A 25980-nucleotide genomic window follows, 5' to 3' on the forward strand; every position below is an offset into this window, starting at 1 on the left:
GATTATGACGGTCCAAACGCTGAAAGTTTCAATTGGTTCCTACAGTGATAAAGGTATTAAAGCCAGAAATGAAGATTTTTTAGGAGCCTCAATACCCGAAGGCGCACAACTCACACATAAAGGCATAGCTGTTGCCATTGCTGATGGCATGAGTGGGAGTGATGCCGGGCATGAGGCAAGCCACTGCTGTGTCGTAAGTTTTTTGAATGACTATTACAGCACCCCTGATTCCTGGTCAGTAAAACAGGCGGGGCAGAAAATTCTTTCGGCGACTAACTCCTGGTTATACAGCCAGGGGCAGCAGCGCTATGAATCCGCTAAAGGTATGGTCAGTACCTTAAGTATTCTAGTGCTAAAATCTAATACAGCGCATATCTTCCATATCGGTGATTCTAGAATATATCGTTTGCGCCAGGGTAATCTGGAGCAAATGACGAGAGATCACCGGATCTGGGTTTCAGATGAAAAAAATTATTTAAATCGCGCGATGGGAATCGAACCTCGCCTGGAAGTTGATTACAAGTCGGCTTCTCTGGAAAAAGGTGATTTATTTTTTACCAGCACCGATGGCGTGCATGATTTTATTAAAGATAAATCGCTGAAATCATTATTGCAATCTGAGGGTGATCTAGAGCAAATTGCACAGCGTATTGTGCAGCAGGCAAGTGATAACAATAGTGATGATAACTTAAGTTGTCAGGTATTGAGAGTCGATGAAATCCCGTTGGCAAAAGAAGATGAAGTGTTGCGTAAATATGCGAATTTACCTTTCCCACCTCCTTTGGAAGTAGGAATGGTGCTGGATGGTTATGAAATCGAAGCTGAGTTACACGCCAGTAAGCGTACGCAAATATATCGTGCTTTCGATAGCCAGACCAATACTCGGGTAATTCTAAAAACGCCTTCCGTGCTTTACGAGGATGATACTTACTATATAGAGCATTTTTTGCACGAAGAGTGGGCAGGTAAACGCATAGAGCATGAAAATGTGCTAAAGGTATTTGGCTCTGATAGGACTAAAAGCTGTATTTACTATGCAACCGAGTTTATAGACGGGGACACTTTAAGAGAGTGGATTGATAAACACCCCAAGCCGTATATACGCGAGATCAGGTTAATTATCGAACAAATTGCTAAAGGCTTACGCGCTTTTCATCGCATGGAAATGTTACATCAGGATTTAAAACCAGAAAACATTATTATTGATAAGGCCGGTGTTGTAAAAATTATAGACTTTGGTTCAGTGAAAATAGCAGGGATTACTGAAATTACACCCTTAGAACAACAGGATGAAAATGTTTTAGGCACGCTGAATTATACTGCACCTGAATATCACCTAGGGCAGCGGGGTACAGTAAAATCAGATATATTTTCTCTAGGTGTGATTACTTATGAAATGATTAATGGCGCGCTCCCTTTCGGTAAAGATATGCCCGAAAAGCCCAATAAAATTAATCTGGCAAAATTGACGTATGTTCCCAGTTTTCATAAAAATGCCATGGTACCTGTGTGGATTGATGGTGCCTTAAAAAAGGCGACGGCCATTTATCCACCAGGGCGGTATGAAGAAATATCTGAATTTATACATGATTTGACCACTCCCAATCCGCAATTTTTGAAAGAAGGCGAGGGAAGTATGCCATTTATTGAACGCAGCCCTGTTGCTTTCTGGAAAACCTTGAGTGGTATCTTGTTGTTAACCAATATGCTTTTGCTGTATTGGGTATTTAAATAAATTGGCTACTAGATAAACCGGGTTTGAAAGTTTAGAAAAGTGACTTAACTTTATTGGTCGTCCTGCGATAGCCTCGCATAAACTTAAAAGTTGTCATTGATAGGGTCTTTAACGTCGTTTAAACCATTTCATAGTTATTCCAGCATGACTATCGAGTCAAGCGTGGGCATAGGCATTAGCAGGAATGTAGAGGGTTAAGTAATATACAGATTCCCGATAAAATATTTCGGGAATGACAGCACCTTTAGCCTCGCTATAAACCCTGTGCGGCTAAAGGTGTTGTGAAAGAATTGCCCCATACCCTCAGACCACCTGAACTCTAGGATAATAACTTGATGCCAATGATTGATATGTAGGTTGGCGCTGAGCCTGCGAAGCCCAACAATCACTGTGCAATATCATGTTGGGCTTCGCATACTCAGCGCCAACCTACGCACTTTAGTATCCTCTAATTATTTTGTGAAAACGGTAAGCTTTTGATTTCTTTATGTCGAGATCAGGAGCTCTGACCCTGCAGGTATAATATCAGCACTTCCAAAGCATACTTATCTTAGATAAGATGCCCACACGTGCCGAAGACTATTTGAGTGCAATAAACACCGCGCGAAGTATAATGTTGACACGGTTTAATTGCTGTTGCTGAGGGAGACTCGTACACATAAGCTGACAATTTCAAGTCAGCCTGGTTTCCAGTCTCTTTATATTAGCTAGGTTACATTTGAGATTGCAGGTAGTTTTCTATACCGACTTTGGTGATTAATTCTAGCTGAGTTTCCAGCCAATCGACATGTTCTTCTTCGCTATCCAGGATATGCGTAAATAGGTCACGAGAAACATAGTCACTTACTTTTTCACAATACTCAATTGCTTCGCGTAGTAAAGGAATTGCAATAAGTTCTAGCTTTAAATCACAGCTAAGCATTTCTTTTGGGTTTTCGCCAATCAGAATTTTGCCAATATTTTGCAGATTAGGCAGGCCTTCAAGAAATAATATGCGCTCAATCAACATATCAGCATGCTTCATTTCGTCGATTGATTCGTGATATTCCTTTTCGTTTAGCTTTTCGAAACCCCAGTTTTTATACATTCTGGCATGTAAAAAATACTGGTTAATCGCTGTGAGTTCATTTTCTAGCGCTTTATTTAAAAATTCTATGACTTTGCTATCGCCTTGCATGATGTTATCCGGTATAAATTAAAAACTAAATCATAACGGGTATTTCAGCAGAAGGCACACTATTTTTATTAATCAATTCACGCACATGGCGGTTGCATTTACCGCAACCTGAACCTACTCCAAAACATTGATGTAATGCTTTATGGGTATTCATTCCATCATCTATTGCAGTTTGAATTTGTGAGTCCGTCACTGCTTTGCAAACACAGATATACATTTAAAGCCCCAATAAGAAATATTTATAGTAATGATAGCAATTCTCATTTAGAAGTAAAGAATTATTTCTCTTTTCACTGATTATGTGAGCTCATTCAATATTTTTGGTAACTAGTGCTTGAACGGAAATAACTAAATTCCCTTTAAAATCAGCTAACTATGCTATAATAACAGCTAATAAAAGGATTGAAGATTCAAAAACCGCCATTTTAGTATTTTTCATACAAAACAGATAAGTCACTGTTTTTAAATAGGTCTTTTTACCCAGAAAGTGCATTGGCAAATACCGAACCTTTAATTCCAGCCCTCTATTAGCAAAACTTCGCCGCAAAAAAAACCATGAGAAATGTCATATCATCACAACTGGAAATAGGACAAGTCGATATTGCCAACATCGTCATTGATGTCACATCACGCGATGATATTCCACTCATCCTGCTGGGCTTGCAACACATCTATACAACTGGCCCTTTAAAAGAAGCTGTTTTCAAAATTCTTCAAGAAGTCATCCCGCGCAAGAACAAAAAAGGCAGTGATGAAACAGCTGCCGTCTCATCAAATAAAGGTCGTCCCGGCATGGAACAGTGGCGTATTCTGGTATTAGGCACCTTACGGGTAGCACTCGGTGCTGACTTCGATCGTATCCAGGAACTCGCCAACGAACATCGAACGCTCAGAATGATGCTAGGGCACGGTACTTTTGATGACAAAAACTATCGCTTACAAACCCTAAGAGATAATCTAAAGTTATTTACACCTGAGATCATGGATCGCATTAATACTGAAGTCATTCGCTCGGGTTATCAGTTGCTTAATTTAGAGTCCACTGCATCCATTCAGGGGCGTTGCGATTCATTTGTCTTAAAAACCGATGTTCACTTTCCAACCGACATTAACTTGCTTTACGATGTGATGAGGGTCTTATTCCGTCAGTGTGTTTACTGGTGCCAGGAACACGACCTTCCCGATTGGCGGCAGCATAAACATAACCTCACTGAATTCAAACGACAATATAGACGGATTCAAAAGCTGCGTCATTCCACCTCGAAGGACGAAAAGAAAAAACGGGCTCAGGCCGATTTGATTTGTAACGCACATCAGGTTTATATTGATTTAGCTCAAAAGTACCTGAACCGAGTCACTCAAAGTTATGCGTTATTAATAAGCACCTATAAGGTTCCAGAAGTCCTATTGCTTAAGATGCAAACCTTTCTCCAGCATGGCGATCGACAAGTCGATCAGATCAGACGACGCGTGATTGAGGGAGAAACCATCCCTCATGATGAAAAAGTATTTTCCCTGTTTCAGCCACATACCGAATGGATTAGCAAAGGCAAGGCAGGGGTTCCCGTTGAATTAGGTATACGCGTCTGTATAGTTGAAGACTACCACGGATTCATACTGCATCATAAGGTCATGCAAAAAGAAACGGATGATAAAATAGCCATAGGTATGGTTGAAGCGACACAAGCGAAATTTCCAGCGTTCAATGCGTGTAGTTTTGACAAAGGCTTTCATAGCAAGAGCAATCAAAGTGGGCTGAAAGAGATACTTGATGAAGTGACTTTGCCGAAAAAAGGGAAGTTATCCCTCAAGGATAAGGAACGTGAATATGCCGAAGAATTTAAACAGGCCAAAAAGAAACACTCAGCTGTTGAGTCGGCCATTAATGCATTGCAGGTTCATGGATTGAGTCAATGTCGGGACCATGGAATTGATGGTTTTGAACGCTATACCGCACTGGCTGTATTATCAAGGGACATACAAAAAGTGGGCGCAATTAAACGAGATATGGAACGACAACGATTGGCCAAAGAAAAAAAGAAAGCCGCTTAAGTTTTTAAAGAAAGTGGCCTTACTGAGGGATTAGTATGTCTGAAAAGTGGCACAATAGCATTGTGCTGAGCAAATTCGTAATAATGGGTGGATTGTTATCTCAACTAAGCCAAATCGGAAAATATTATGGTAGATTGGGTGTGATGTTTTTTTAAAAAACTGACTTTTCGTTCAGGCACTAGATAACCGCGCCCTGTGGGCGGGGGTAAAAAAAGCTTTGCGTAAAGGTCTGCTCAAGAGTATCAAATAGTTAAGTTGTTTCCGAAATTTAACTAGGAGAAACAAATGAGCAGATTTCAAAAATTATCACATGTCGTCTGGTTTTGCCAGTACCCTATTGTTTTTGTGCCAAAGTACCGTTATCAAATTTTAAAAGGAGATCTTGGGAAGTATGTTTACCAGAGTATTTATGCTCATACTGAGAGAGCAGGGTGTGAAGTTATCGAATTAAATGTACAGCCTGATCATGTCCATTTGCTTGTGAAAGTTCCCCCAAAGATTTCAATATCAGATTTGGTTGGGAGAGTAAAAGGAAAGACTGCAATTCAAGCTTTCCAGAAATTTCCCAGTTTGCGTACAAAGAAATACTGGGGAAATCATTTTTGGTCGGCTGGTTACTGTGTTGATACCGTAGGTATGGATGCAGAAATGATAAGAAAGTATGTAAAGTTCCAGGATAATAAATAACCACTGAAATATTGGGAACAACTTGATCTTATTTCAGCAAGGCCCCAGAGGGGTTTTGCTGAGGACGGCCTTTTAGGTCGAACTTAAACCACGTTTTATAAGCGTGGTAGTTAATTATGATGGGTTGATAAGTGAATTTTAATAAATTGATGTTTATGTTCTGTTATTTAGATGACTGACTTAATTCTGCTTTACAAATATTGATAAGCACCTCAATGCTTGATAGACGCGTAAAGCCAGGACGTAGAATAAAAGCAAGCTGTCTATGTGGGCCAGGCTCTTTCAGATGCACAGCCCCGTATACGTAAAGTGCTGGGTTACGTTATTCTGCGCTTCGCTAGATAAGCTAACCCAGCCTACATTGCTTTGTCCCGTTTTAAAATGGTAGCTGGAATGATGGAGTCTAGCTGAGAGTTGTGGGTAATCAAGTATTCTTAAGTCAACCGCATTGAGTTGGGGGCCTGATTGTTCAACTTCGATATATAGTTTCTCAGATAAAAAACTCTATTTGTATAACGGATACCATCCCTTAAAGGGATGGTATCCGAGCTGTATTTTCTGCAAGTCTATAGCTCCATACGGCTAATTTTCCTCATAAAATTTATGATACAACTCCACCGTTGTTAAAAATAAAATAGCAATGACTGGGCCATAAAAAATTCCACCCACCCCAAATACAGTCATACCTCCAATAATAGTAAGCAGAACTAGCAGTGAATTAATCTGGATACGCTTACCAATAAACATTGGTTTAAACCAGTTCTCGGTTACAAGTGCTATTAGCGTGCAATAGGTAAACAAAATAACACTGCTATAGGTATCTCCGATAATGGCCAAATAAATACAAGCAGGGATATAAATGATAGAAATACCTAATAAAGGAATAAATGCGAGGATAATCATCAGCGTTGTCCATAAGGCGATTAAACTCAGCCCAGCAAACCAAAAACCAATACCGGCCAAAACGCCTTGAATAAGTCCACCCAGTCCATTGCAAACCAAAGTGACAAAATTCATTTGATTGAACTTTTCTATAATTAACTCTTCCTGATCATCTGGGAGAGGGGATAGCTTAAGCAAAAATCTTTTCAGGAATACGCCTTCGGCTAACAGAGCATATATCACCAGTATCATTATCACAAATTTAAAGATGAAACTAACGAGATTTCCCACCAGGTTATTAACGGTTTTAATGGTCAATGCTGAGACACTTTTAATCTGCCCCAAAATACCACTTTTAATCACCTCGCTATTGATTTCAATACCTGTCAATACACTTGCCCTTTGCATCAACCCGGAGAAATAACCATCTCCGAAGAAAAAATTGTTGACCATTTCATTACTAAAGCCTGTCGATAAATGCTGATATAAGATAACGGCTTCTTTCGACAAGATACTGACCAGCAATATAGTCGGTAAAAAGACAACAAAGATAATCGCAATACACATTATTAGTGCTGCTAGCTTATAACTAATGTGAGTTTTCTCTATTAACCTGATAAACAAAGGATAAATACTTCCAGTAATAATCGCCGCGAATATTACCGCTCCTAGAAAGGGCTGTATCATTATCCACAGCAAATAAATCAGAAATAAAAATAGGCTGGTAAAATACAAGGTAGGGACAAATGATTTTTGCAAAGCCTTCTCCATTATAGGAATACTGGTATACATCGCGCGGTCACGGACGCGGTTGTATAGTGAGCTGTTTTTTGTTGGTAGCAAGACACTGAAACTAGCGTATAGCGAGCTACGTAACGGTTTCAGTAACGTAGCTATCGGCAAACCACTCACAGCCGCTAGAAATCCACATCTGTGACCGCGCGAATTATAAATATTAAAGCTATGATAAATAACTTCTTGATTACCCATGATTCTCAGCCATTCTCCGTCATTCCTGCAAGCTTTTAGCAGGAATCTCATGGGTTTAGTACAGATTCCCGATAAAGCTTGTGCCCACGCTTGACTGGGTAGACTTCAGGAATGACGAGGTTTTTAACATGCTGATTTTCTAGGTTTATTCTACTGTAGCTGAGAGTTGTACGTAATCAGCAATAATTTTAACAGATCCCGGTAGTGAAATGTTCTGTCGACCAAGCCCTAATGGTTAATATGCTATTTTAATTCGCTGTTGGGGCAGTCTTTAGCCGCGATAGAGCCACTTTATAAAACCATCTTGCAACGAATAAATCAAGCTAAATTAAATGCTTATCTAGCTTTCTCATAATTGACCAAATATTTTGCACAATGCTAAACAGCTTACGGGTAAAAAAGTTGATCCTATTAACCAAAAGAACCAGGCTCGATTGAAAGTGAAATTCATTACTGTCTACTTATGCTGAAAGTGACCATACAGTTTGGCAAGTGTGTAATTGAAAAAAAATTGACACCAATGATCACTAACGATCCTTAGTAGAGGCAGTGGGTTATTTTAATTTTCAATCGAGTCTGACCCTTTTGGTTTTGTGACCCTTTTGGTTATTAATTAATGTTGTAATTCATGTTCTAGCTCAGCTTGTAGTATCTGGTATCATGAAGCGCACTCGGTTACTAGCTTTGTAATCGAGAACTTTATAGGTTTAGTAGATTTTTTAATTAATATTGTAGCGTAAGGGCTGGTAAAGCCCCAACTAACTGAACATCCTGAACCAGGGCTAATATCAAGCACACTAACGTATATTGCATCACCAAGCTCATCAACCCTATCCACTACAACTGAGTACCCACCGCTAGGTTTTGCACCAAATCCTCCTGTGACTAATTGATACTGCTCAAAATAAAATCGTGGTGCGGGTTCTTGAGGTGCAAAGTCACCCTGCCATGACCCGAAAAGCTGCCCCCATTCCTCTTGGGTGTTAATAACTGCACCCCAAGGTGTTTGGTTTGGGGGGGAATAGACGAGTTTCTTTATTACAATATAAGAAAATGCTTCATCAGAAAACATTTCATCTGCATGAGCTACTGAAATAATAGCCATCAACATTACACTAACATAATATTTCCAGAATAAAAATTTCATTTATTAATTTCTCCTTATCACTAAATGAGTGATGTAGTTTATTCCTAATGCGAAGCTCAGGAGTATTTTTGAGATAGCTTTATCATCTCAAAAATATCTGTCTGGAACTTCCCTGGTTATCGGATTTTCGATAATCGGTAGTTTTGGATAGTTCTGCTGAGCTTCGCGTTACCGGGCGCGCCTTGTGGCGCGCCCGGTAACAAGTAATTATATGGTTTCAGTATATCACCCTTGTTGGCTGCATTCTAGGCAGAAAACTGGCATATTTTATCAGAACGCTAGCTGTATATCGTCCCGTATTGGATGATATACGGTTTCATTTTATCTTGATGAATGACTGATCCTGACTGAAACCAGCTATTCCAAAATAATTTCAATCACATCTAATAATGAACTAAAACCGATCCTCTACACTGACTTTCCACAAGACATAAAAAAATCCCCAAAATGGGGCTTCAATAATAGCGAACTCAAGCCGAACCTTTAACCATACTCACCAACCATAAAATCAATCCCAGGTTGCAAGGTCTCCCGCCATAAAATTTCAGTCTCAACGTCAAAAAGTGGATCAATGAACTTTGCAGCAGCAATCAAACTATCTAGCCAGAGTGTATATAAATGTGGTTTTATATGATGGTGCTTTTCAGCGATCGAGGCAAGCAAATCTGGGTGTGCATCGCTCATATATACCAGAGAAGCCATCAGCATGGATTTTTGAGTTTCCATATCCGTATCTTTAAATGCCGCACTGACTTCATCGGAGCTAGCAAGGAAGGTCTTGTAAAACTGATCTAAAAAAAGAGGATCATTTATACAGCGCTCAAAACTGTCATTGAATTGATTCATACATTCCTTATGGCATAAGCACTTAACATACGCCCATGCCAGTACTTGCCGTTTACTCGCTTCTCTAAAGCAGTCGCTCCGGCATGTCCCGTATCCAGAGATACAATCGCCATAACTTTGTCAGGGTCACCTGATGTTTCCAGCTTTATATCAACAATTTTAATGTGTCGATCCTGTATTTCTTGTAGTAAGGTTTCTGTCGTTACTTCCGGGGGAAGGTTACTAATAATGACTTGCATATGTATTTCTCTATACGTTCTTTCAGGCATAAAAAAAGCCCCAAAGAATTAACCTTGAAGCTTTAATTATAGCTATCGAAATAGTCTACATGACATACTTACCTTAGTATGCAGCCATTCTATTTTGGCTCCCCCGGACGGGCTCGAACCGCCGACCTAGTGATTAACAGTCACCCGCTCTACCAACTGAGCTACAGGGGAATAATCTTGGTAAACAAATGGCGCGCCCGAAGAGATTCGAACTCCTGACCGCTCGGTTCGTAGCCGAGTACTCTATCCAGCTGAGCTACGGGCGCTTTGTTTAGCTTTTCTATTATCCGTATTATTTATTTCCGTGTCAACTATTTTAAATTCTTTGTCGACTTTTATGAATATGGCGAAGAGGGAGGGATTCGAACCCTCGATGGGAGATAAAGCCCATACTCCCTTAGCAGGGGAGCGCCTTCGGCCTCTCGGCCACCTCTCCAGTTGTAACTCTTTTAGTCGTCTGAACCCATAAGGCCCGCTGTTCCAGGTTCTGAGTCATCACTAACTTTAGGTGCAGGGCTTGGTGTTCCGCCTGCTTGCTCGTTTTTAATTCTTTCGTATATTTCTTCTCTGTGTACCGATATATCTTTCGGTGCATTGATACCAATACGAACTTGGTTACCCTTGACTCCCAGGACCGTGACAGTAACATCGTCTCCGATCATTAATGTCTCTCCTACACGACGCGTTAATATAAGCATCTATTTCGTCTCCCTGTTTATGAAAAAAGCCCTGCCATGCCTCTCTTTAGCAGAACTGGACTGAGCTGTCTATTATAGCATCGATTTTAAAAAAATAAATAGCCTAATAACTTTTTTATCCACATAAAGAGCTAACTTGCCGCTTCTACTGGGGGTTGCTCTAATTCAAATGCTGAATGCAGTGCTCTTACCGCTAATTCAAGGTATTTTTCATCAACTACTACGGAGATCTTTATTTCCGAAGTAGCAATCATCTTGATGTTAATTGCCTCATCTGCCAGTGCTTTAAACATCTTGCTGGCTATGCCTGCATGTGAGCGCATGCCCACACCTACAATTGAAACTTTTACGATACTGTCATCGGTTGTAATTGCTCTGGCAGATAGTTCCTTTGAAGTCTTGGTTAGTATGTCTTTAGCTGTGGTAAAATCATTCCTGTGTACGGTAAAGGTGAAATCCGTAGTCGCATCATCTGCGACGTTCTGGATAATCATATCAATTTCGATATTTGCATCAGCTATCGGGCCGAGGATTTTTGATGCTGCACCAGGAATATCAGGCACGCCGGTAATGGTTAGTTTTGCTTCATCTCTGTTAAATGCAATGCCTGAAATTAACGCTTGCTCCACAGTTGGTTCCTCGTAAGTAATGAGCGTTCCTCGCCCTTCTGAAAATGATGACAATACGCGTAATGCGACATTGTATTTACCGGCAAATTCTACCGATCTAATTTGCAGGATCTTAGACCCTAAGCTGGACATTTCCAGCATTTCTTCAAAAGTGATTTTATCTAAACGCCGGGCCTTTGGTTCCACTCGAGGGTCGGTGGTATATACACCATCCACATCGGTGTAGATATGACATTCATCCGCTTTTAAAGCTGCGGCCAGTGCAACTGCCGTTGTATCCGAACCACCACGCCCTAGGGTAGTGATATTGCCATGTTCATCGACGCCTTGAAAACCTGCAACTACAACCACTTTCCCGGCATTTAGATCGGCATGTATTTTCGCATCATCAATCCTTTTAATGCGGGCCTTGGTATGCGTACTATCAGTTTCGATACGCACCTGACTGCCTGTGTAGGAACACGCAGGGCAACCTAGCTCATCTAGCGCCATGCTCAGTAAAGCCATGGTCACTTGTTCACCTGTAGATAATAATACATCCATTTCACGAGCAACAGGTTTCAGCTGAATTTCTCCGGCTAACCCCGTTAATCGATTGGTTTCTCCACTCATCGCCGATACCACAACTACGATTTGATCACCTTTATCGCGCGCTAGTTTTACTTTGTCTGCTACTGCTTTAATTCGCTCTACCGATCCGACAGATGTGCCGCCGAACTTATATACATAAAACGCCATTTATTTACTACCTATGTGTCCACGTACCCACTCAGGCACTTGCTTTAATGCAGCATCCAGCTTATCTGGTTCTGTGCCTCCTGCTCTTGCCATATCTGGGCGGCCACCGCCTTTACCACCGACTTGAGCAGCCACAGAATTGACTAGGTCACCTGCTTTAAGTCGTGCGGTCTGGTCTTTTGAAACACCGGCAATTAAATTGACTTTGCCGCCGCTTACCGCGGCTAAAACGATCGCTGCACTACCTAATTTATTTTTCAGTTGATCTAGTACATCAACCATGGCTTTGGGTTCAACATCTTCAAGTTTAATTGCCAGTACTTTGATGCCATCAATTTCAACCGCCTGATTTGCTAACTCGCCACCTGCAGAACTGGCCAATTTAGCCTGCAATCGCTCTAATTCTTTTTCCAGCGACTTACTTTTGTCGATTAATTGCTGCACTTTTTCTGCGGCAGTTTCCGGCACGGCTTTAACGGCATTGGCAATTTCGGTAATTGCTTTTTCCCGTGCTTCCAGCCATTGTATTGCCGCTTCGCCGGTAATGGCTTCTAGTCGTCTGACACCTGAAGCAACGCCAGTTTCACTGATGATTTTAAATAGCCCGATATCGCCTGCGCGTTGCACATGAATACCACCACATAATTCAGTGGAGAAATCGCCAATTTTTAAAACCCGGACTTCATCACCATATTTTTCACCAAACAGCGCCATTGCGCCTGCATTTATGGCATCGTCTTTAGACATAATATCCGCTGTGACTTGTTCGTTATGACGAATTTGCTGGTTGACCATACGCTCTATGATTTTTATTTCATCTGCGCTCATAGGTTCAAAATGAGAGAAGTCAAAACGTAATCGCTGAGCATTGACTAATGAACCCTTTTGCGTAACATGGTCGCCTAATACTTGGCGCAATGCTGCATGTAATAAATGGGTTGCGGAATGATTTAGTGCAATTGATTGCCTGGCTATTGGTTCAACCATCGCATTACATGCGACATTGTTTTTTAACTCGCCAGTGAGGACTTTACCGTAATGCAAAAACAAACTGCCACCCTGTTTTTGCGTATTGCTGACTTCAAAAACTGTCCCTTCAACTTCGATACGCCCAAAATCACCTACCTGGCCACCGGATTCAGCATAAAAAGGTGTACTATCTAATACCACTACACCCTCTGCGCCTTCTGCAAGTAATTCAACCGCTTCACTTTGCTGAAACAGACCAATAATTTTTACCTGATCATTCAGTTGCTGATAACCGGTAAATTCGGTTTCTGCATCCAGTTTTATAGTCTGATTATAATCTGCGCCAAAATTGTTAGCCGCGCGTGCTCTATCACGCTGTGCCCCCATGGCGATATCGAAGCCCGCATGGTCAACTGTAAGATTATTCTCACGCGCATAATCGGCGGTTAAATCGACAGGGAAACCATAGGTATCATAGAGTTGAAAAACCACGTCTCCGGGAATGACTTTACCACTCATTTTCTCTACGCAGGCTTCCAGAATTTTCATGCCTTGTTCTAAGGTCTCTGCAAAGCGCTCTTCTTCAACTTTTAATACGCGCTCAACTTGTCCCTGTGCAGCAGCCAATTCAGGATAAGCTTCACCCATTTCAGCGACTAATGGAGCAACTAATTGATAGAAGAAAACTTCTCGTATACCCAAACGATAGCCATGACGGATGGCGCGGCGAATAATACGCCTTAAGACATAGCCACGTCCTTCATTGGACGGTAAGACATCATCAACCACCAAAAAAGCACAGGAGCGAATATGGTCGGCTATTACCCTTAAAGAGCTTTCAGTTAAATCTTGAATGCCGGCAAGTTCTGCTGCAGTGCTTAATAGTTTCTGAAATAAATCAATTTCATAATTATTATGCACACCTTGTAATACAGCGGCAATACGCTCTAGCCCCATGCCCGTATCAACTGAGGGTTTGGGTAATGGCGTTAAAATTCCCTCAGCATCCCGGTCATACTGCATAAATACCAGGTTCCAGATTTCGATATAACGATCACCATCTTCCTCAGGCGTTCCCGGAGGGCCGCCGGCTATTTCTTCTCCATGATCATAGAATATTTCCGTACAAGGTCCGCAAGGGCCTATATCGCCCATCGACCAGAAATTATCTTTTGCACCGATACGCGACAAACGATGCGCATCAATTTTGATATCTTCCAGCCAGATTTTTTCTGCTTCTGAATCTTCATTAAAGACTGTAACCCAGAGTTTTTCAGCAGGGATTTCCAATTCCTTGGTGAGAAAATCCCAGGCAAAATGAATCGCTTCTTGTTTGAAATAATCTCCAAAACTAAAATTACCCAGCATTTCAAAAAACGTGTGATGCCTGGCGGTATAACCGACATTTTCCAGATCATTATGCTTACCACCCGCGCGAACACAACGCTGACTGGTGGTTGCGCGCACATAATTACGTTTTTCCCTGCCTAAAAACACGTCTTTAAATTGCACCATACCTGCATTGGTAAATAGCAAGGTGGGGTCATTGCCAGGTACTAAAGAGCTGGAAAGCTGGGCAGAATGCCCGTGGTTTTCAAAGAACTGTAAAAAGGCAGTACGTAACTCTGCACCGGTCAGATTTTTCATAATTTAAGACTATATATACTTTTTTCTAATGACTGGCCCCTAAACAATTAAGCGCCTGTATTTTTTGGCTATCATTACACTATTTGGGGAGTAGGCTTTAGCCTACACGTACCAATCATATGCTCAGGTGTAGGCTAAAGCCTACTCCCCCAGCTAATTAATTCGATTCCATGACTACCTATCTCACTTGTGAGTTTATGTGCGCTCTACAGTGACAGTTTTTTAAATAAGTGTTGTACCAACTCATTCGGAAAGCCACGCTGTTGAAGAAAATGACACCGTTTGAGTTTTTCCCTAAGATCCAGAATCGGCTTATTGCCGTATTTCTTACTATAAACCTGCTCTAGTAACTCTTGCCAGCTACCCGCAATATCTTCTACTGCCATATCAAACGGATATTTACCGGCTCCGCGTTGTTGCAGCTCTGCCTGAATTCGTAAGGGGCCAAACCCTTTATGTACACGGCTTCTTGCATAGCTTTCTGCAAATCGCGCATCACTTTGCAGGCCTTGTTCTATTAGCTCGCCTATGACCTGTTCAACATCCTGTTTAACAAAACCTTTAGCAGATACTTTTTGCACTAATTCTTGCTGGCTATGTTCGCGTCGCATCAAATAGCGTAAGCAAGCTTCTTTTATCGCTTTATAATTTTTCGTGTCATCCTTAGGCATTCAAGTATGCAAATGAGCAGACTAAAGTCAGCCCTACGCTAATCCATCCGCATCATCAGACTCAACTATAGTTCCTTTTGTATCATCCTTTACATCAAAGACTTCAGCTCGAATATTTTTTTCTAACTCTTCAGCAATCTGCGGGTTATCTTTTAAATAAGCACGCACATTATCTTTACCCTGGCCAATTTTATCTTTGCCATAGCTGTACCAGGAACCCGCCTTATTAATAAATCCATGTTTCACGCCCAGGTCGATCAACTCACCCAAGAATGAAACGCCTTCACCATAGAGAATTTCAAATTCAGCTTGCTTAAAAGGAGGGGCAACTTTATTTTTAACGACTTTAACGCGCGTTTCGTTACCAATAACTTCATCGCCTTTTTTAATCGCACCAATACGACGTATATCCAGACGTACAGAAGCATAGAACTTTAAGGCATTACCACCCGTCGTGGTTTCCGGACTACCAAACATCACGCCAATTTTCATACGGATCTGGTTAATGAAAATCACCATCGTATTAGAACGCTTGATATTTGCAGTCAATTTACGTAAAGCCTGTGACATTAACCGTGCTTGCAAGCCCATATGGGAATCACCCATATCGCCTTCTATCTCGGCTTTTGGCGTTAATGCTGCCACCGAATCGATAACCACAATATCAACTGCATTAGAGCGCACTAACATATCGACAATTTCAAGAGCCTGCTCACCCGTATCAGGTTGTGAAACCAGTAAATCATCAACATTGACACCAATTTTTTCTGCATAGCTTGGGTCTAGCGCATGCTCCGCATCAATGAATGCTGCCGTACCCCCTAACTTTTGCATTTGTGCAATAGTCGATAAAGTCATCGTGGTTTTACCTGAAGACTCAGGTCCATATATTTCAATCACTCGTCCGCGCGGCAAACCACCTACACCTAAGGCAATATCAAGAGTTAAAGAACCAGTAGAAACAGTTTGTATATCACGCGATGCCGCATCATCGCCCATACGCATGATTGCACCTTTTCCAAACTGCTTTTCAATTTGCATTAAGGCGGCGCCTAATGCTTTCTGCTTATTCTCATCCATTTTTTGAAGCCCTGAAATACGCATTAAAACCGTGTATTATCACATAGCCTGTTTAAAGCGCATAACAAAATTAGCGCTTATCTTTAAGTTGTTTGTTATTTAACAAAAAAAGCCAGCATATAGCTGGCTTTTCTAGGTTCAAGCTATTGCTTCCTTAATGTTAGAACGTCAACTGTGTACGTAGCGTGAATTGATGAATACCCGTTTCTGCACTATCACCATATCTTAATACTGCAGAATCTTGAATATCAAATGCATAACGGTAATCAGCCATCAAGCGAATATTGCGGTTTAAATACCAGTTTGTTGCAAGGGTAAGAGCTGTTTCTTCACCACCCACTATATCACCAGAATTCAGGTCATTCCCATCAATCCGGGCGGCCAGTTCCCAAGCACCCCAGGTACCTTTCTTCCAGCTAAATGGATTGTTTGGTTGTAAACGCTTGAACTTTCCATGTGATGCTTTATATGAGCGAGATTCGCCCGTTAAAGTCCATGCTGCCTGCACATAATAAGCCCCAAAATCCAGGCCACTCAAATCGTTATTACGAGAAAGCCAGGTGTGAGCATACTCACCTTGTACAGAGAAAGGACCTAACATATAGGCCGCATCAAAACCTGCTAAAGTTGCGCCGTCAACATTGACTATAGATGTCATGGTATCCGTAAAATACTCACTCGATAAATTCGTTGTTTCGTACCTAAAGCGAACACCGCCATCGTTCAAGTTACGATAACCCACATTCGCGCCTAAGTGCAATAGATGTGTCTTAGACAAAATTGGCGCACCCGTGACCCGGGATGTAACTCCCCACCTACCTGTCTGGCTTGTATTGATTGACGAACCATAACCACCAAATTGGGCCGACCAGTTTTTACCTGAAGAACTTGCCCTGACACCTAGCGCACGATCAAATAATGGTGCTGTCAATGAATAAACTAATGAACGCTCAGTAAACATAATATCGTTAGAACTTTCTTGCAATTCTAAACTAATGGTTTGCTTTTGGTTACCCACGGTAAGATCTAGCCAGTCAAATCCAGTGTATTTTACAAATAAATCCTTAATTCTGACTTTGTTTCCTGCAAAATCGAATTGTGCCTTGTAGTCAAAATCTGTCCACACGGTACCTGCCGCATAAAGACGCGCACGTCGAAGCTCAAATCCTTCGGTGGGTGCGGGGTCAAAGTCCTGACCATTAGCACTAAAATTCACATCAGCCTGAATACGACCACCCATTTTAAATTTAAAGGCTTTGTCCGCTGTTTCCACTCGAAAGCCTTTCGAGTCTAATTTAACGATAACATCATCGCCTTTTTTAACAGCGTCTTGCTGAACAGTGCCTTGCTCAGCCTTAACGACCTTCTGCCCTGATAAGGCATCATACTGAGCTTTATTGATGACACCATTTTGTAGAAGCACCTCGTTCAAACCTAGTTCTTTATCAGCACTGCTGCTGGGAGCTTTTGGTTTAGTCAGATTTTCATACTGGGTAGGAGTAATTGAGCCATTTTGTAGCAATGTATCTAGCAGAGCTTTGTTTTCTGAAAATGCAGCGGTGTTGCCCAGCATTAACATTGAGCCCAGAGCCAAAATTCTGGCTGTTTTGGTGATCGCCATTGAGATGTATCCTAATAGTCAAAAAAATTCGTTCAATAATAGTAGATATTTATGACAGGATTATGACAGTCGAATAATTAAATTTTATTGCTATAAGTACCCAGGCATAATTAATTTAACAAATTTTACGCAGGATTTTTTTTCATTTTCAAGGCGCATAAATAGGCGCATAGCTGGCTACGCAACTCTTTATGCAGCGCTGAAAATGAGAAAAAAGACAAGTAAAATGTTGGATTAATTATGCTTGGGTACTTAGCTTGCTAGGGAAAAATAGCAGTGCAAAGGCTTTATATATGGCAGCCACTAGAATAAAGCTTAAACTTTTTTGCTCCAGACAAGATTGCTCTATGTTACAGAATCAAGATACCATCCCTTGAGGGCAATGCTGTTGACTAAAGTCCTCTCTTGCTGGAGAGGGATGGGTGAGGAGAATAAAATCATGCTTTTAAATCCCCTCATCCCAACCTTCTCCCACTGGAGAAGGAGTTTATTCTTAAGTCAACAGCACTGTCCCCTGAAGGGGTGGTATCTTTGTGGCTACCAAAAAGTACCCGCCTGAATATTTTCTGCCTTTCCTGTTAAGCGATCCGAGCTCAGTTTTTTCAAATACTGATAGACCTTAGACGCAGCCTGCTGCTCCTTATCACCCCAGCTAAGCACTTGCCCGTTACAATACTGCTGACGCAACAACTGATTTACTTGTGCTGTTTTAGCGCGTATTAGAGGCTTTATACCTTGCCAGGCTGAATCTTCAGTGCATAAAGTATGTTTAATCTGCTTTGTGTTGGCTAAAAAGGCCTGTAGGGCAACTTTGTTGTTATTTGCCCATGACCGGTCAAACACATAACCTATACTCGGTACGCTGACTTCAATGCCCAGGCCCTGCAAAATCTCATTACCTGTCATTAGTATTTGATAACCCTCAGCCTGCATACGTGCGGCATAGTGCCAATAGGTTAATAAGGCATCAACACGCTGATGCTGTATTTGCTGACTTAACAGAGGCGGGGCACCATAAACCTTTTCTATACTGGCAAAAACCTCTGCCTGTCCCTGTTTTTGCATTAGCGCCTGTAACAATAGGCTATTTTTATCTAGTTCCCCCCCGGCTATGGCAAGCCTTTTATTGTTTAAATCCTTGAGTTCTTTTATAGGACTATTATCAGCAACGACTAACGCTCCCGTGGTGTTTGAATACGGGTAAAAGGTATAATCTTTGTCTAGGGAGCGCATGCGTGAAACCCATATCCAGTCAGCAACTATCATATCTACAGCCCCAGATTGCAAAGCTATTTTCCCGGCTTGAGGATTAGCCATTTTTATCACTTGCAAACGGTAATGCTCAGTCTCTATCATCTCCGCCTGCTGCATGGCCGTTAATTCCCAGTTCACTGTACCAAAGGCCAATGCACCTATGCGAATCAAAGTTTTTTCGCTAGCAAAGCTAAACTGGCTAAAGAGTAGGGTGCAGATCAAGAGTAATTTTTTATATTTGTTTAGCATTAGGGAATATTGTTTAGAACAGTCAGGCTAAAAACTGATAAAATTAGATGTTTATTATCCTAGAAAAATCAGTTGAGTGCGGGATTATAGTGCAAGATATTGGTTTCACAGTGCTTTAAAGAAATCTTAGCTTCACCCATAGGTTAAGCGGGTATTTTTTTGAAGTGCTGTGGAATCAAGAGTTTGTGCTAGAAACCGTGAGCAACTGATTTTTTTAGGATTATAGTCTTTTCTATACAGAAGCGAGTAATGCGCCACCCTAAACAAGCAAAACAATTAGTTGATCGTTTCGGCAGAAGCGTTGACTACGTTCGTATTTCTATTACAGATCGCTGTGATTTTCGCTGCGTGTACTGTATGTCTGAAGAAATGACCTTCCTGCCTCGCGAGCAAATTCTGAGCCTGGAAGAAATTTATACCCTAGCTAAATGCTTTACCGAACTCGGCGTTACCAAAATCAGAATCACTGGAGGAGAACCGCTTATACGTCGCAATGCTGTGGATTTGTTACAAAAAATTGGTAACTTACCTTTGCTTGAAGAGTTAGTGATGACCACCAATGGTTCACAGCTTGCCGTGACCGCTAGCCAGCTAAAACAAGCTAAGGTCTCACGTTTAAATATTAGCCTGGATACTCTGGATGCGAAAAAGTTCAAACAATTAACCCGTACTGGCGACCTGAATACCGTGCTAAAAGGGATACGCACCGCAATTGATACGGGCTTTAAACGCATTAAGATCAATGCCGTTATTTTAAAAAACCGCAACCATGATGAAGTCATCGATTTAGTGCAATTTGCACTGGACAGCGGAATAGATATCAGTTTTATCGAAGAAATGCCGCTGGGTTTTGTTGACTCACACAATCGTGCTGAAACGTATTATTCCAGTGATCAGATTCGTGCTGATTTAGCCGCCAGGTTTACCCTAGAAAAAATCGCCGAGACGACTGCCGGTCCTTCTGATTATTACCGCATTCAAGGTACTTCGACAAAAGTAGGCTTTATCTCGCCGCATAGCCACAATTTTTGCAGCACTTGCAATCGTGTGCGTTTAACGGCTGAAGGGCGTTTATTGCTTTGTCTGGGTAATGAACATTCGATTGATTTGAAATCGGAACTACGCTCTCACCCTGATGATACCGACCATATAAAACAAGTGATGATCGATTCGATGGATATAAAGCCTGAAAAACATGAGTTTGATTTAAGCGAACAACCTATTATTATGCGCCATATGAATACTACCGGAGGTTAAATGAAGGTCTTTATTTTAAGCCTAATTGGCCTTTTATTACAGGCTTGCAGCACATCGAGTGAAACGCATATTCAACAAGCCGAGCTTCTATCCTTATTACAGTCTGATCAAGCCCCGATTATTATTGATGTCCGTTCTTCCGGAGAATTTAACTCCGGGCATATTCCACACGCACAGCATATTCCTTTCTGGCAATCATTTACCAGCGATGCGTTAGATAATACGGATAAACAGCAAGATGTCATTTTATATTGCGAACATGGGCCTCGTGCCGGGTTTGCAAAATTTGCATACTCTCTAGCAGGGTTTCAAAATATTCGTTATTTACAAGGTCACATGACTAGCTGGCGGCAAGCTGGCTTTCCGATGGAAACAAAATGAAACGCTTTTTATTATTGATTATCGCGCTCTGGGAGCAGCGTTTTAAACTTTATTTTTTTGCTGCATTAATCGGTGCTTTAACAGGAATTTTGATCTTTTACCCTATCTATGACTTTATCTTTTTTTATGAAAGTGAAGGCACTAGTGAAGATTTACAGGTAAAAATAACCACTGCGCTGACTTACGTTTACAGCCAGCTTAAAACCTCCTTAATGGGCGGAACACCGGGTAAAACCATATTTCTTGGTCAGCTTGGTGCAATATTTGGCTTGGTTATCGCTTTTATTTATGAGTTGCTGCACAGGCGTTTGCAAAGAATTGGCCGCTTAAGTCGTGAATTATCGGTTAATTTACATACATTAATTCTGCAAGGTGAAGGCCCTTTACTGGAATTCAAGTCTTCTTTTCGTTGGGATTTAGAGCAAGATAGGGTCAACCGTGCGCTAGAAACCGTGGTATTAAAAACCCTGGCCGGGTATTTAAATAACTCGCTGGGTGGAACGCTATTAATTGGCGTTTCTGATAGTGGTGAAATTCTGGGGCTGGAAAAAGACTATAAGTCTTTAAAGCGTCAGGACCAGGATGGCTATGAACAGGCTATTATTACGGCGATATCTGCTCAGTTAGGCGCAGATTTATGCCAGTTTGTTAAGGTCTTGTTTCATGTGATTGACGGCAAGGATGTCTGCCGCCTGATCATCTTGGCCTCACCCCGTCCGGTATTTTTAAACCAGGGCAATACGCCAAAATTTTATCTGCGCACCGGTGGGGGCACGCGCGATTTGAATATTCAGGAAGCTGTAGAATTTATTGCGCATCGCTGGAATCGTTAAGTGGTGCGCTGTGGTAGATGTAGAGCGGACTTCAGTCCGCTAAGTCAGGAACGTGCATAAAATCACTTTTACATTATTATATGGGGCGCAGGTCAATGCCATTAAGTTAAGAGCGTTATATAGGATGCGTTAAGGAACGAAACGCATCTTTCGAGATTGATGCGTTTCCTATCGTCAACACATCCTATGCAATATGCTTAACTTAATGACATTGGAGCGCAGGTCTTTAGCCAGCACTTTAAAAGGCGCAGTAAAGTTCCTCGCTCCATTGTGCTCAAGTTATTTCCTGCACATTCCTAGGCTTTGATGATGGGAATAGCGGACTTAAGTCCGCTCTACATTGTGCTATTACTGCACTTCTGCTTTTAAATTGCTCTCATCGCCGAGATATAAAGTCGTTTTCCAGCTATCCAAAATAGTACGTGCTTCCTTAAAGTAGCGTATAGAAATAATGGTCTTTACACCTGCTTGGTAAAAGAGTGCGCTACCACCACCGCTTTGCGTACGGGTAAACTTACTATGCCATTTCTTACCCAGACACTGATTGATTATTTCGGCCCCTTTATCAAAGCTCGCTTGCGCGTCTTCCTTACCAGACTCATCCCAAGCGCAGAAGTAATTCATCAAACCTGAACTCCATTGCCAAACCTGGCAGTTCTGTGCCAGAGGGAATACCCGTTCTGCATTCCAGATTTGCATATTCCGAAGTGGAGCGGTGTTCTTTAAGCTCTTCTTATACTGCTTAAAATCATTGGCATGATCTGCAATTAACTCATTTAACCTGACACAGGCTTCAGCATTGCTGATTTCTGGTGTCGGGCTAAAGATCGAACATGCACTGGTGCTTAGGACCAGCAGCATAGTCATTAATAACTTTAATCCCGAATTTTTATTATTTATCATCAATTTCTCCAGTAAAACAATAACTATAAAATAACATATTTTTAGAATCCCCAAAGTACTGAAAAGTTATAGTTGAATTCATTAGGGATTGTTTCAGAGGTATCATATTCATTACGTATCCCGAATTTCAGCGCCAAACCTTCAAACCAGTCTAAGGAATGTATCCAGGATATATTGGTCAGATTTCTAAATTCACCACTATCTGTTAAGCTGGGATAAAAATAGTTAGATATACTGAAGTGTTGCTTAGACGTTATATGCCAAGTGACGTCAGCGCCGATCAAACCTTCAAGGTTTACAATAGTATCTTCTAGCACACTGCCATCAGGGTTAAAGATAATGTCACCATTGCTATCATACTGTGTTTTCCCAAACTCAGTAACAAGCGTAGCACCTGCTCGCCCGGAAAATTCCCAATGCTCTGTTTTAATAAATTGATAACCGGGTCCTCCACCAAACTGAAGTCGATGCTGCCAGTCTTTAAATTCATTCCAGTCATAAACACCTGTAGCAAATGCAAACCACTTGGTGTCAGCAAAAAACCAATCCTTAACCAGGGTTGCATTAATTTGATTTTCACCGGTGACATTATTTTCCGAATCGCGAAAATAAAAAGATTTATAATCCCAGCGACCCTTTTCATCTTCGTATCGGGTATTAAATGCTGTTCGGAAAGTATTATTAACCGATGAACCTGAAGAGCCACTCAGCCCTATAGAAAGGCTACTATCCCAGTCCCTGAACCAGCCCGTTCCCAAAAGGCCATCGTTGATTTTTTCGCCTTTGGCGAGTTTTAAGTTATCTTCCGCAACTCTAACTTCTTGTGCGGAAAGTTCAACTTTTTCTTCAGCAATGTCAACTTTTGCTTCGGCTATATCCAGCTTGTCCTTTTTACTTACTGGTCCTTCTCCTATCGTCATCAGTTCTGCTGTCGTCAGTTTATCATCTGAGCTGGTATCTTTTAATTTTGCTTCAGCATCCAATAGACTATCCATAGTTATTGAAGGGTCAGTGTCAGCCTTAATAATGCCGGTAACGATTCTTAATTCCTCTTCAGAAACCTTAACTTCTTCTTGAGCAGCAATAAGTTTTTTATCTGCAGTCGCTAGCTTTTCCTCAGTGCCAATTATTTCTTGCTGATCAACGCCATCTGCTTGTGCTTCTGTGATGTCTGCTGCAAACTTGTTTACGTTAACCTCAGCGTTAGCAGCTTTAAGCTTGTCCTGAGCTGCTAGCAGTGCAACTTCAGCCACTATGGTTTTTTTCGCCATATTAAAATTGTCTTCTGCATCCTTGAGCCCCTTTTTAGTAGCGTTCAGATTATCCGCGGCAAGAACGAGTTTTTCTTCAGCCGTCTCTTTATTTTTTTCTTGCGCATTATCGACTACGTCTTTAGCACTGACGAGTTCTGCCTCAGCAGCGGTCATACCTTCTTGCGCGTCCTTCACGGCTGTTTTAGCAGCTTTTACTATTTTTAGCCTTTGCTGTTCCCTTTGTGTAAAATTAATTAGGTGATCTAGGTTTAGCTCTTGTAAATTATGGATTTTAGCTTTATCAATAGTTTGCTCACCTAATATAGCGTGAGTAAAGGTAATCGTTTTATCCGTCTGATACTTCAATTCAACGTCTAAGGTATCGCCATTAGAAAATTGAATGGGTTGAGCATTGATAGGCAGGCACACTAAAAATACACTGAAAAACAGTGTGAGTTGTTTCTTATTCATGGGTAATATTATAAAAAGTAATAAATTCTTTTGACTCGCTCAATCTAGGAAGTTGCGCGGCTTTAATTGTTAATTAATAATTCGATTAATAACTGCTCATATATCTCTGTCAAGGGTTGCAAATCGGCAATAGGTATATTCTCGTTAATTTTATGGATGCTTTCATTCAAATGGCCTAGTTCAATCACTTCTGCACCTGTCGGCGCGATAAAACGTCCGTCTGAAGTGCCACCGCCGGTATCATCCAGAGTTTCAATCCCGGTTACCTTTTTAATAGCTATATGAGCCGCTGCAATTAGTGCCCCACCTGAGGTTAAAAATGGATTACCTGACAAGCGCCAGCTAATTTCATAATCAAAATCAAAACGGTCAAATATTTCCAGTACTCGCTGCTTGATCGTGGCTTCATTTAATTCAGTACAAAAGCGCAAATTAAACAATAGTTCCAGCTCACCGGGAATAATGTTTTCAGCGCCCGTGCCACTATTGATATTAGATACCTGTAGGCTAGTTGGCGGGAAAAATTCATTACCCTGGTCCCATACTTCTTCAGTTAATGCCTGTAATGCCGGAGCAAAGCCATGAATAGGGTTATTGGCAATATCCGGGTAAGCAACATGTCCCTGAATACCTTTGACTAGCAACTTCGCGCATAAGGAGCCGCGTCTGCCTACACGAATCACATCCCCTATTTTTTGATCACTAGAAGGCTCGCCCACCAGGCACCAATCGATTTTTTCATTGCGCTGCTCTAGTACTTTGACGACTTTGACCACGCCATTGGTCGCTGGGCCCTCTTCATCACTGGTAATTATCAGCGCTATTGCGCCATCATGCTTAGGGTATTTAGCGATAAACCGTTCGACAGCGGTCACAAAACAGGCGATTCCACCTTTCATATCCGCCGCACCGCGCCCATAAAGACGGCCTTGCCGTTCTGTTGGCTCAAAAGGCGGCGAGTCCCACTGCTCTAGCGGGCCCGTAGGCACCACATCGGAATGTCCTAAAAATACAAACAGCGGTTTATTTAATCCCCGTTTCAACCACAGATTTTTGGTGTCCTCAAAATCAAGTTGTTCGGCTTGAAAGCCTATTTTTTCCAGGCGTTGTGTTAATAGCTGCTGACATCCTGCATCTTCAGGCGTTACCGATTCACGGCTAATAAGTTCTTTAAGTAAAGCTAAGGTATCACTCATAATAAGGTTTGATATTTTTGCTGATTAAAACCTGTCAATACCTGTTCATTTGTCTGTAACACAGGGCGTTTGATTAAGGTAAGGTTATCTAGCATCAGACTTGTGGCTTTTGCGACATTTAAATCAGTTTTTTGTTCATCTGTGAGTTGTCGCCAACTAGCGCTACGTCTATTTAGCACATTTTCCCAGCCGGCTTTTTCTATAAAATAAGCTAACTGTTCAGGCTCTAGTCCAGCTACTCTAAAATCATGAAATTCATAAGCGATCTCATGTTTATCTAACCATAAGCGTGCTTTTTTCACGCTATCGCAATTTTTTATACCGTATAAAATAGTCATATTTAGT

The 25980-nt window shown here is 41.4% G+C and carries 22 protein-coding genes, 3 tRNA genes and 1 pseudogene; 6 read left to right on the top strand and 20 right to left on the bottom strand.

The annotated features are described in order from the left end of the window. Window positions 1–4 precede the first annotated feature (4 nt). Window positions 5–1735: a protein kinase domain-containing protein gene (locus ACQY3F_RS03050; protein WP_428353418.1), complete on the top strand. Its 1731-nt coding sequence runs from the start codon at window positions 5–7 to the stop codon at window positions 1733–1735. A 712-nt stretch (window positions 1736–2447) separates the two neighbouring features. Here the strand turns inward: ACQY3F_RS03050 and bfr are convergent. Together bfr and ACQY3F_RS03060 are read right to left on the bottom strand one after the other, a co-directional pair. Beyond that, window positions 2448–2912 carry a bacterioferritin gene (gene bfr, locus ACQY3F_RS03055; RefSeq protein WP_428353420.1) on the bottom strand — a complete coding sequence of 155 codons (465 nt, stop codon included), beginning with the start codon at window positions 2910–2912 and terminating at the stop codon, window positions 2448–2450. 25 nt (window positions 2913–2937) lie between these two features. Continuing rightward, a complete protein-coding gene (locus ACQY3F_RS03060; protein ID WP_428353421.1) occupies window positions 2938–3129 on the bottom strand; it encodes a (2Fe-2S)-binding protein in 192 nt (63 codons plus the stop codon). 338 nt (window positions 3130–3467) lie between these two features. Between ACQY3F_RS03060 and ACQY3F_RS03065 the strand changes: the two genes are divergently transcribed. Together ACQY3F_RS03065 and tnpA are read left to right on the top strand one after the other, a co-directional pair. Further along, the gene (locus ACQY3F_RS03065; protein ID WP_428353423.1) at window positions 3468–4964 is read left to right on the top strand and encodes an ISNCY family transposase; all 1497 of its coding nucleotides are present in this window, start codon (window positions 3468–3470) and stop codon (window positions 4962–4964) included. Between the two features lie 285 nt (window positions 4965–5249). Next, window positions 5250–5651: an IS200/IS605 family transposase gene (tnpA, locus tag ACQY3F_RS03070; RefSeq protein WP_428353424.1), complete on the top strand. Its 402-nt coding sequence runs from the start codon at window positions 5250–5252 to the stop codon at window positions 5649–5651. 582 nt (window positions 5652–6233) lie between these two features. On the opposite strand, the gene ACQY3F_RS03075 is transcribed toward tnpA, so the two are convergent. The 14 genes and pseudogenes from ACQY3F_RS03075 to ACQY3F_RS03140 form a co-directional block, all read right to left on the bottom strand. Continuing rightward, complete coding sequence (locus ACQY3F_RS03075) at window positions 6234–7523, bottom strand: AI-2E family transporter (RefSeq protein ID WP_428353425.1); 1290 nt, start codon at window positions 7521–7523, stop codon at window positions 6234–6236. Between the two features lie 658 nt (window positions 7524–8181). Then, window positions 8182–8670 carry a protease complex subunit PrcB family protein gene (locus ACQY3F_RS03080; RefSeq protein ID WP_428353426.1) on the bottom strand — a complete coding sequence of 163 codons (489 nt, stop codon included), beginning with the start codon at window positions 8668–8670 and terminating at the stop codon, window positions 8182–8184. A 483-nt stretch (window positions 8671–9153) separates the two neighbouring features. Next, window positions 9154–9516, bottom strand: a complete 363-nt coding sequence (locus tag ACQY3F_RS03085; protein WP_428353427.1) for a hypothetical protein — start codon at window positions 9514–9516, stop codon at window positions 9154–9156. Beyond that, entirely contained in the window at window positions 9513–9785 is a 273-nt protein-coding gene (locus ACQY3F_RS03090) for an RNA recognition motif domain-containing protein (protein WP_428353429.1), read from the bottom strand. The genes ACQY3F_RS03085 and ACQY3F_RS03090 overlap by 4 nt, the downstream gene beginning before the upstream one ends. A gap of 95 nt (window positions 9786–9880) precedes the next feature. After that, window positions 9881–9956, bottom strand: a tRNA-Asn gene (locus ACQY3F_RS03095). A gap of 18 nt (window positions 9957–9974) precedes the next feature. Next, window positions 9975–10051: transfer RNA gene (locus ACQY3F_RS03100), tRNA-Arg, on the bottom strand. A 78-nt stretch (window positions 10052–10129) separates the two neighbouring features. Then, window positions 10130–10221 (bottom strand) — tRNA-Ser (locus tag ACQY3F_RS03105). A gap of 88 nt (window positions 10222–10309) precedes the next feature. Then, a pseudogene (gene csrA / locus ACQY3F_RS03110) lies at window positions 10310–10483 on the bottom strand (carbon storage regulator CsrA); the annotation flags it as partial. Window positions 10484–10614: 131 nt separating this feature from the next. Further along, window positions 10615–11850, bottom strand: a complete 1236-nt coding sequence (locus ACQY3F_RS03115) for an aspartate kinase (protein ID WP_428353431.1) — start codon at window positions 11848–11850, stop codon at window positions 10615–10617. Beyond that, a complete protein-coding gene (gene alaS / locus ACQY3F_RS03120) occupies window positions 11851–14466 on the bottom strand; it encodes an alanine--tRNA ligase (protein ID WP_428353432.1) in 2616 nt (871 codons plus the stop codon). A gap of 206 nt (window positions 14467–14672) precedes the next feature. Then, window positions 14673–15137, bottom strand: a complete 465-nt coding sequence (locus tag ACQY3F_RS03125) for a regulatory protein RecX (protein ID WP_428353434.1) — start codon at window positions 15135–15137, stop codon at window positions 14673–14675. 33 nt (window positions 15138–15170) lie between these two features. After that, window positions 15171–16217, bottom strand: a complete 1047-nt coding sequence (gene recA / locus ACQY3F_RS03130) for a recombinase RecA (RefSeq protein ID WP_428353435.1) — start codon at window positions 16215–16217, stop codon at window positions 15171–15173. 160 nt (window positions 16218–16377) lie between these two features. Further along, window positions 16378–17838, bottom strand: coding sequence for an OprO/OprP family phosphate-selective porin (locus tag ACQY3F_RS03135; protein WP_428353437.1), 1461 nt, complete (start codon window positions 17836–17838; stop codon window positions 16378–16380). Window positions 17839–18375: 537 nt separating this feature from the next. Continuing rightward, a complete protein-coding gene (locus ACQY3F_RS03140) occupies window positions 18376–19341 on the bottom strand; it encodes an ABC transporter substrate-binding protein (protein ID WP_428353438.1) in 966 nt (321 codons plus the stop codon). Window positions 19342–19590: 249 nt separating this feature from the next. Here ACQY3F_RS03140 and moaA point away from each other — a divergent pair, with 249 nt between their 5' ends. From moaA to ACQY3F_RS03155, 3 genes are read left to right on the top strand one after another with little or no spacing between them, the layout of a single operon-like run. Next, window positions 19591–20598 carry a GTP 3',8-cyclase MoaA gene (gene moaA, locus ACQY3F_RS03145; RefSeq protein ID WP_428353440.1) on the top strand — a complete coding sequence of 336 codons (1008 nt, stop codon included), beginning with the start codon at window positions 19591–19593 and terminating at the stop codon, window positions 20596–20598. Then, window positions 20599–20979: a rhodanese-like domain-containing protein gene (locus tag ACQY3F_RS03150; protein WP_428353441.1), complete on the top strand. Its 381-nt coding sequence runs from the start codon at window positions 20599–20601 to the stop codon at window positions 20977–20979. Next, window positions 20976–21812 carry an AlbA family DNA-binding domain-containing protein gene (locus ACQY3F_RS03155; RefSeq protein ID WP_428353442.1) on the top strand — a complete coding sequence of 279 codons (837 nt, stop codon included), beginning with the start codon at window positions 20976–20978 and terminating at the stop codon, window positions 21810–21812. Before ACQY3F_RS03150 ends, ACQY3F_RS03155 begins: the two co-directional genes overlap by 4 nt. A gap of 348 nt (window positions 21813–22160) precedes the next feature. Here the strand turns inward: ACQY3F_RS03155 and ACQY3F_RS03160 are convergent, their stop codons facing one another. The 4 genes from ACQY3F_RS03160 to ACQY3F_RS03175 form a co-directional block, all read right to left on the bottom strand. Next, window positions 22161–22715, bottom strand: coding sequence for a hypothetical protein (locus ACQY3F_RS03160; RefSeq protein WP_428353444.1), 555 nt, complete (start codon window positions 22713–22715; stop codon window positions 22161–22163). Window positions 22716–22756: 41 nt separating this feature from the next. Then, a complete protein-coding gene (locus ACQY3F_RS03165; protein ID WP_428353446.1) occupies window positions 22757–24439 on the bottom strand; it encodes a DUF481 domain-containing protein in 1683 nt (560 codons plus the stop codon). A gap of 62 nt (window positions 24440–24501) precedes the next feature. Further along, window positions 24502–25635, bottom strand: coding sequence for a succinyl-diaminopimelate desuccinylase (dapE, locus tag ACQY3F_RS03170; protein WP_428353448.1), 1134 nt, complete (start codon window positions 25633–25635; stop codon window positions 24502–24504). Beyond that, on the bottom strand, window positions 25632–25973 hold the full coding sequence (locus ACQY3F_RS03175) for an ArsC family reductase (RefSeq protein WP_428353449.1): 342 nt from the start codon (window positions 25971–25973) through the stop codon (window positions 25632–25634). The genes dapE and ACQY3F_RS03175 overlap by 4 nt, the downstream gene beginning before the upstream one ends. Between the last annotated feature and the right edge of the window lie 7 nt (window positions 25974–25980).

The sequence above is a fragment of the Methyloprofundus sp. genome (assembly GCF_965251085.1).
Classification (GTDB): domain Bacteria; phylum Pseudomonadota; class Gammaproteobacteria; order Methylococcales; family Methylomonadaceae; genus Methyloprofundus.

Bases quoted from the DNA above. Each gene is read 5' to 3' on its own strand.
- ACQY3F_RS03050 (WP_428353418.1), top strand. From the start codon at position 5: ATGACGGTCCAAACGCTGAAAGTTTCAATTGGTTCCTACAGTGATAAA.
- ACQY3F_RS03115 (WP_428353431.1), bottom strand. From the start codon at position 11,850: ATGGCGTTTTATGTATATAAGTTCGGCGGCACATCTGTCGGATCGGTA.
- ACQY3F_RS03085 (WP_428353427.1), bottom strand. From the start codon at position 9,516: ATGAATCAATTCAATGACAGTTTTGAGCGCTGTATAAATGATCCTCTT.
- ACQY3F_RS03165 (WP_428353446.1), bottom strand. From the start codon at position 24,439: ATGAATAAGAAACAACTCACACTGTTTTTCAGTGTATTTTTAGTGTGC.
- alaS (WP_428353432.1), bottom strand. From the start codon at position 14,466: ATGAAAAATCTGACCGGTGCAGAGTTACGTACTGCCTTTTTACAGTTC.
- ACQY3F_RS03075 (WP_428353425.1), bottom strand. From the start codon at position 7,523: ATGGGTAATCAAGAAGTTATTTATCATAGCTTTAATATTTATAATTCG.
- ACQY3F_RS03140 (WP_428353438.1), bottom strand. From the start codon at position 19,341: ATGCTAAACAAATATAAAAAATTACTCTTGATCTGCACCCTACTCTTT.
- ACQY3F_RS03060 (WP_428353421.1), bottom strand. From the start codon at position 3,129: ATGTATATCTGTGTTTGCAAAGCAGTGACGGACTCACAAATTCAAACT.
- tnpA (WP_428353424.1), top strand. From the start codon at position 5,250: ATGAGCAGATTTCAAAAATTATCACATGTCGTCTGGTTTTGCCAGTAC.
- ACQY3F_RS03150 (WP_428353441.1), top strand. From the start codon at position 20,599: ATGAAGGTCTTTATTTTAAGCCTAATTGGCCTTTTATTACAGGCTTGC.
- ACQY3F_RS03125 (WP_428353434.1), bottom strand. From the start codon at position 15,137: ATGCCTAAGGATGACACGAAAAATTATAAAGCGATAAAAGAAGCTTGC.
- ACQY3F_RS03175 (WP_428353449.1), bottom strand. From the start codon at position 25,973: ATGACTATTTTATACGGTATAAAAAATTGCGATAGCGTGAAAAAAGCA.
- ACQY3F_RS03065 (WP_428353423.1), top strand. From the start codon at position 3,468: ATGAGAAATGTCATATCATCACAACTGGAAATAGGACAAGTCGATATT.
- moaA (WP_428353440.1), top strand. From the start codon at position 19,591: ATGCGCCACCCTAAACAAGCAAAACAATTAGTTGATCGTTTCGGCAGA.
- bfr (WP_428353420.1), bottom strand. From the start codon at position 2,912: ATGCAAGGCGATAGCAAAGTCATAGAATTTTTAAATAAAGCGCTAGAA.
- ACQY3F_RS03135 (WP_428353437.1), bottom strand. From the start codon at position 17,838: ATGGCGATCACCAAAACAGCCAGAATTTTGGCTCTGGGCTCAATGTTA.
- recA (WP_428353435.1), bottom strand. From the start codon at position 16,217: ATGGATGAGAATAAGCAGAAAGCATTAGGCGCCGCCTTAATGCAAATT.
- dapE (WP_428353448.1), bottom strand. From the start codon at position 25,635: ATGAGTGATACCTTAGCTTTACTTAAAGAACTTATTAGCCGTGAATCG.
- ACQY3F_RS03080 (WP_428353426.1), bottom strand. From the start codon at position 8,670: ATGAAATTTTTATTCTGGAAATATTATGTTAGTGTAATGTTGATGGCT.
- ACQY3F_RS03155 (WP_428353442.1), top strand. From the start codon at position 20,976: ATGAAACGCTTTTTATTATTGATTATCGCGCTCTGGGAGCAGCGTTTT.
- ACQY3F_RS03090 (WP_428353429.1), bottom strand. From the start codon at position 9,785: ATGCCTGAAAGAACGTATAGAGAAATACATATGCAAGTCATTATTAGT.
- ACQY3F_RS03160 (WP_428353444.1), bottom strand. From the start codon at position 22,715: ATGATAAATAATAAAAATTCGGGATTAAAGTTATTAATGACTATGCTG.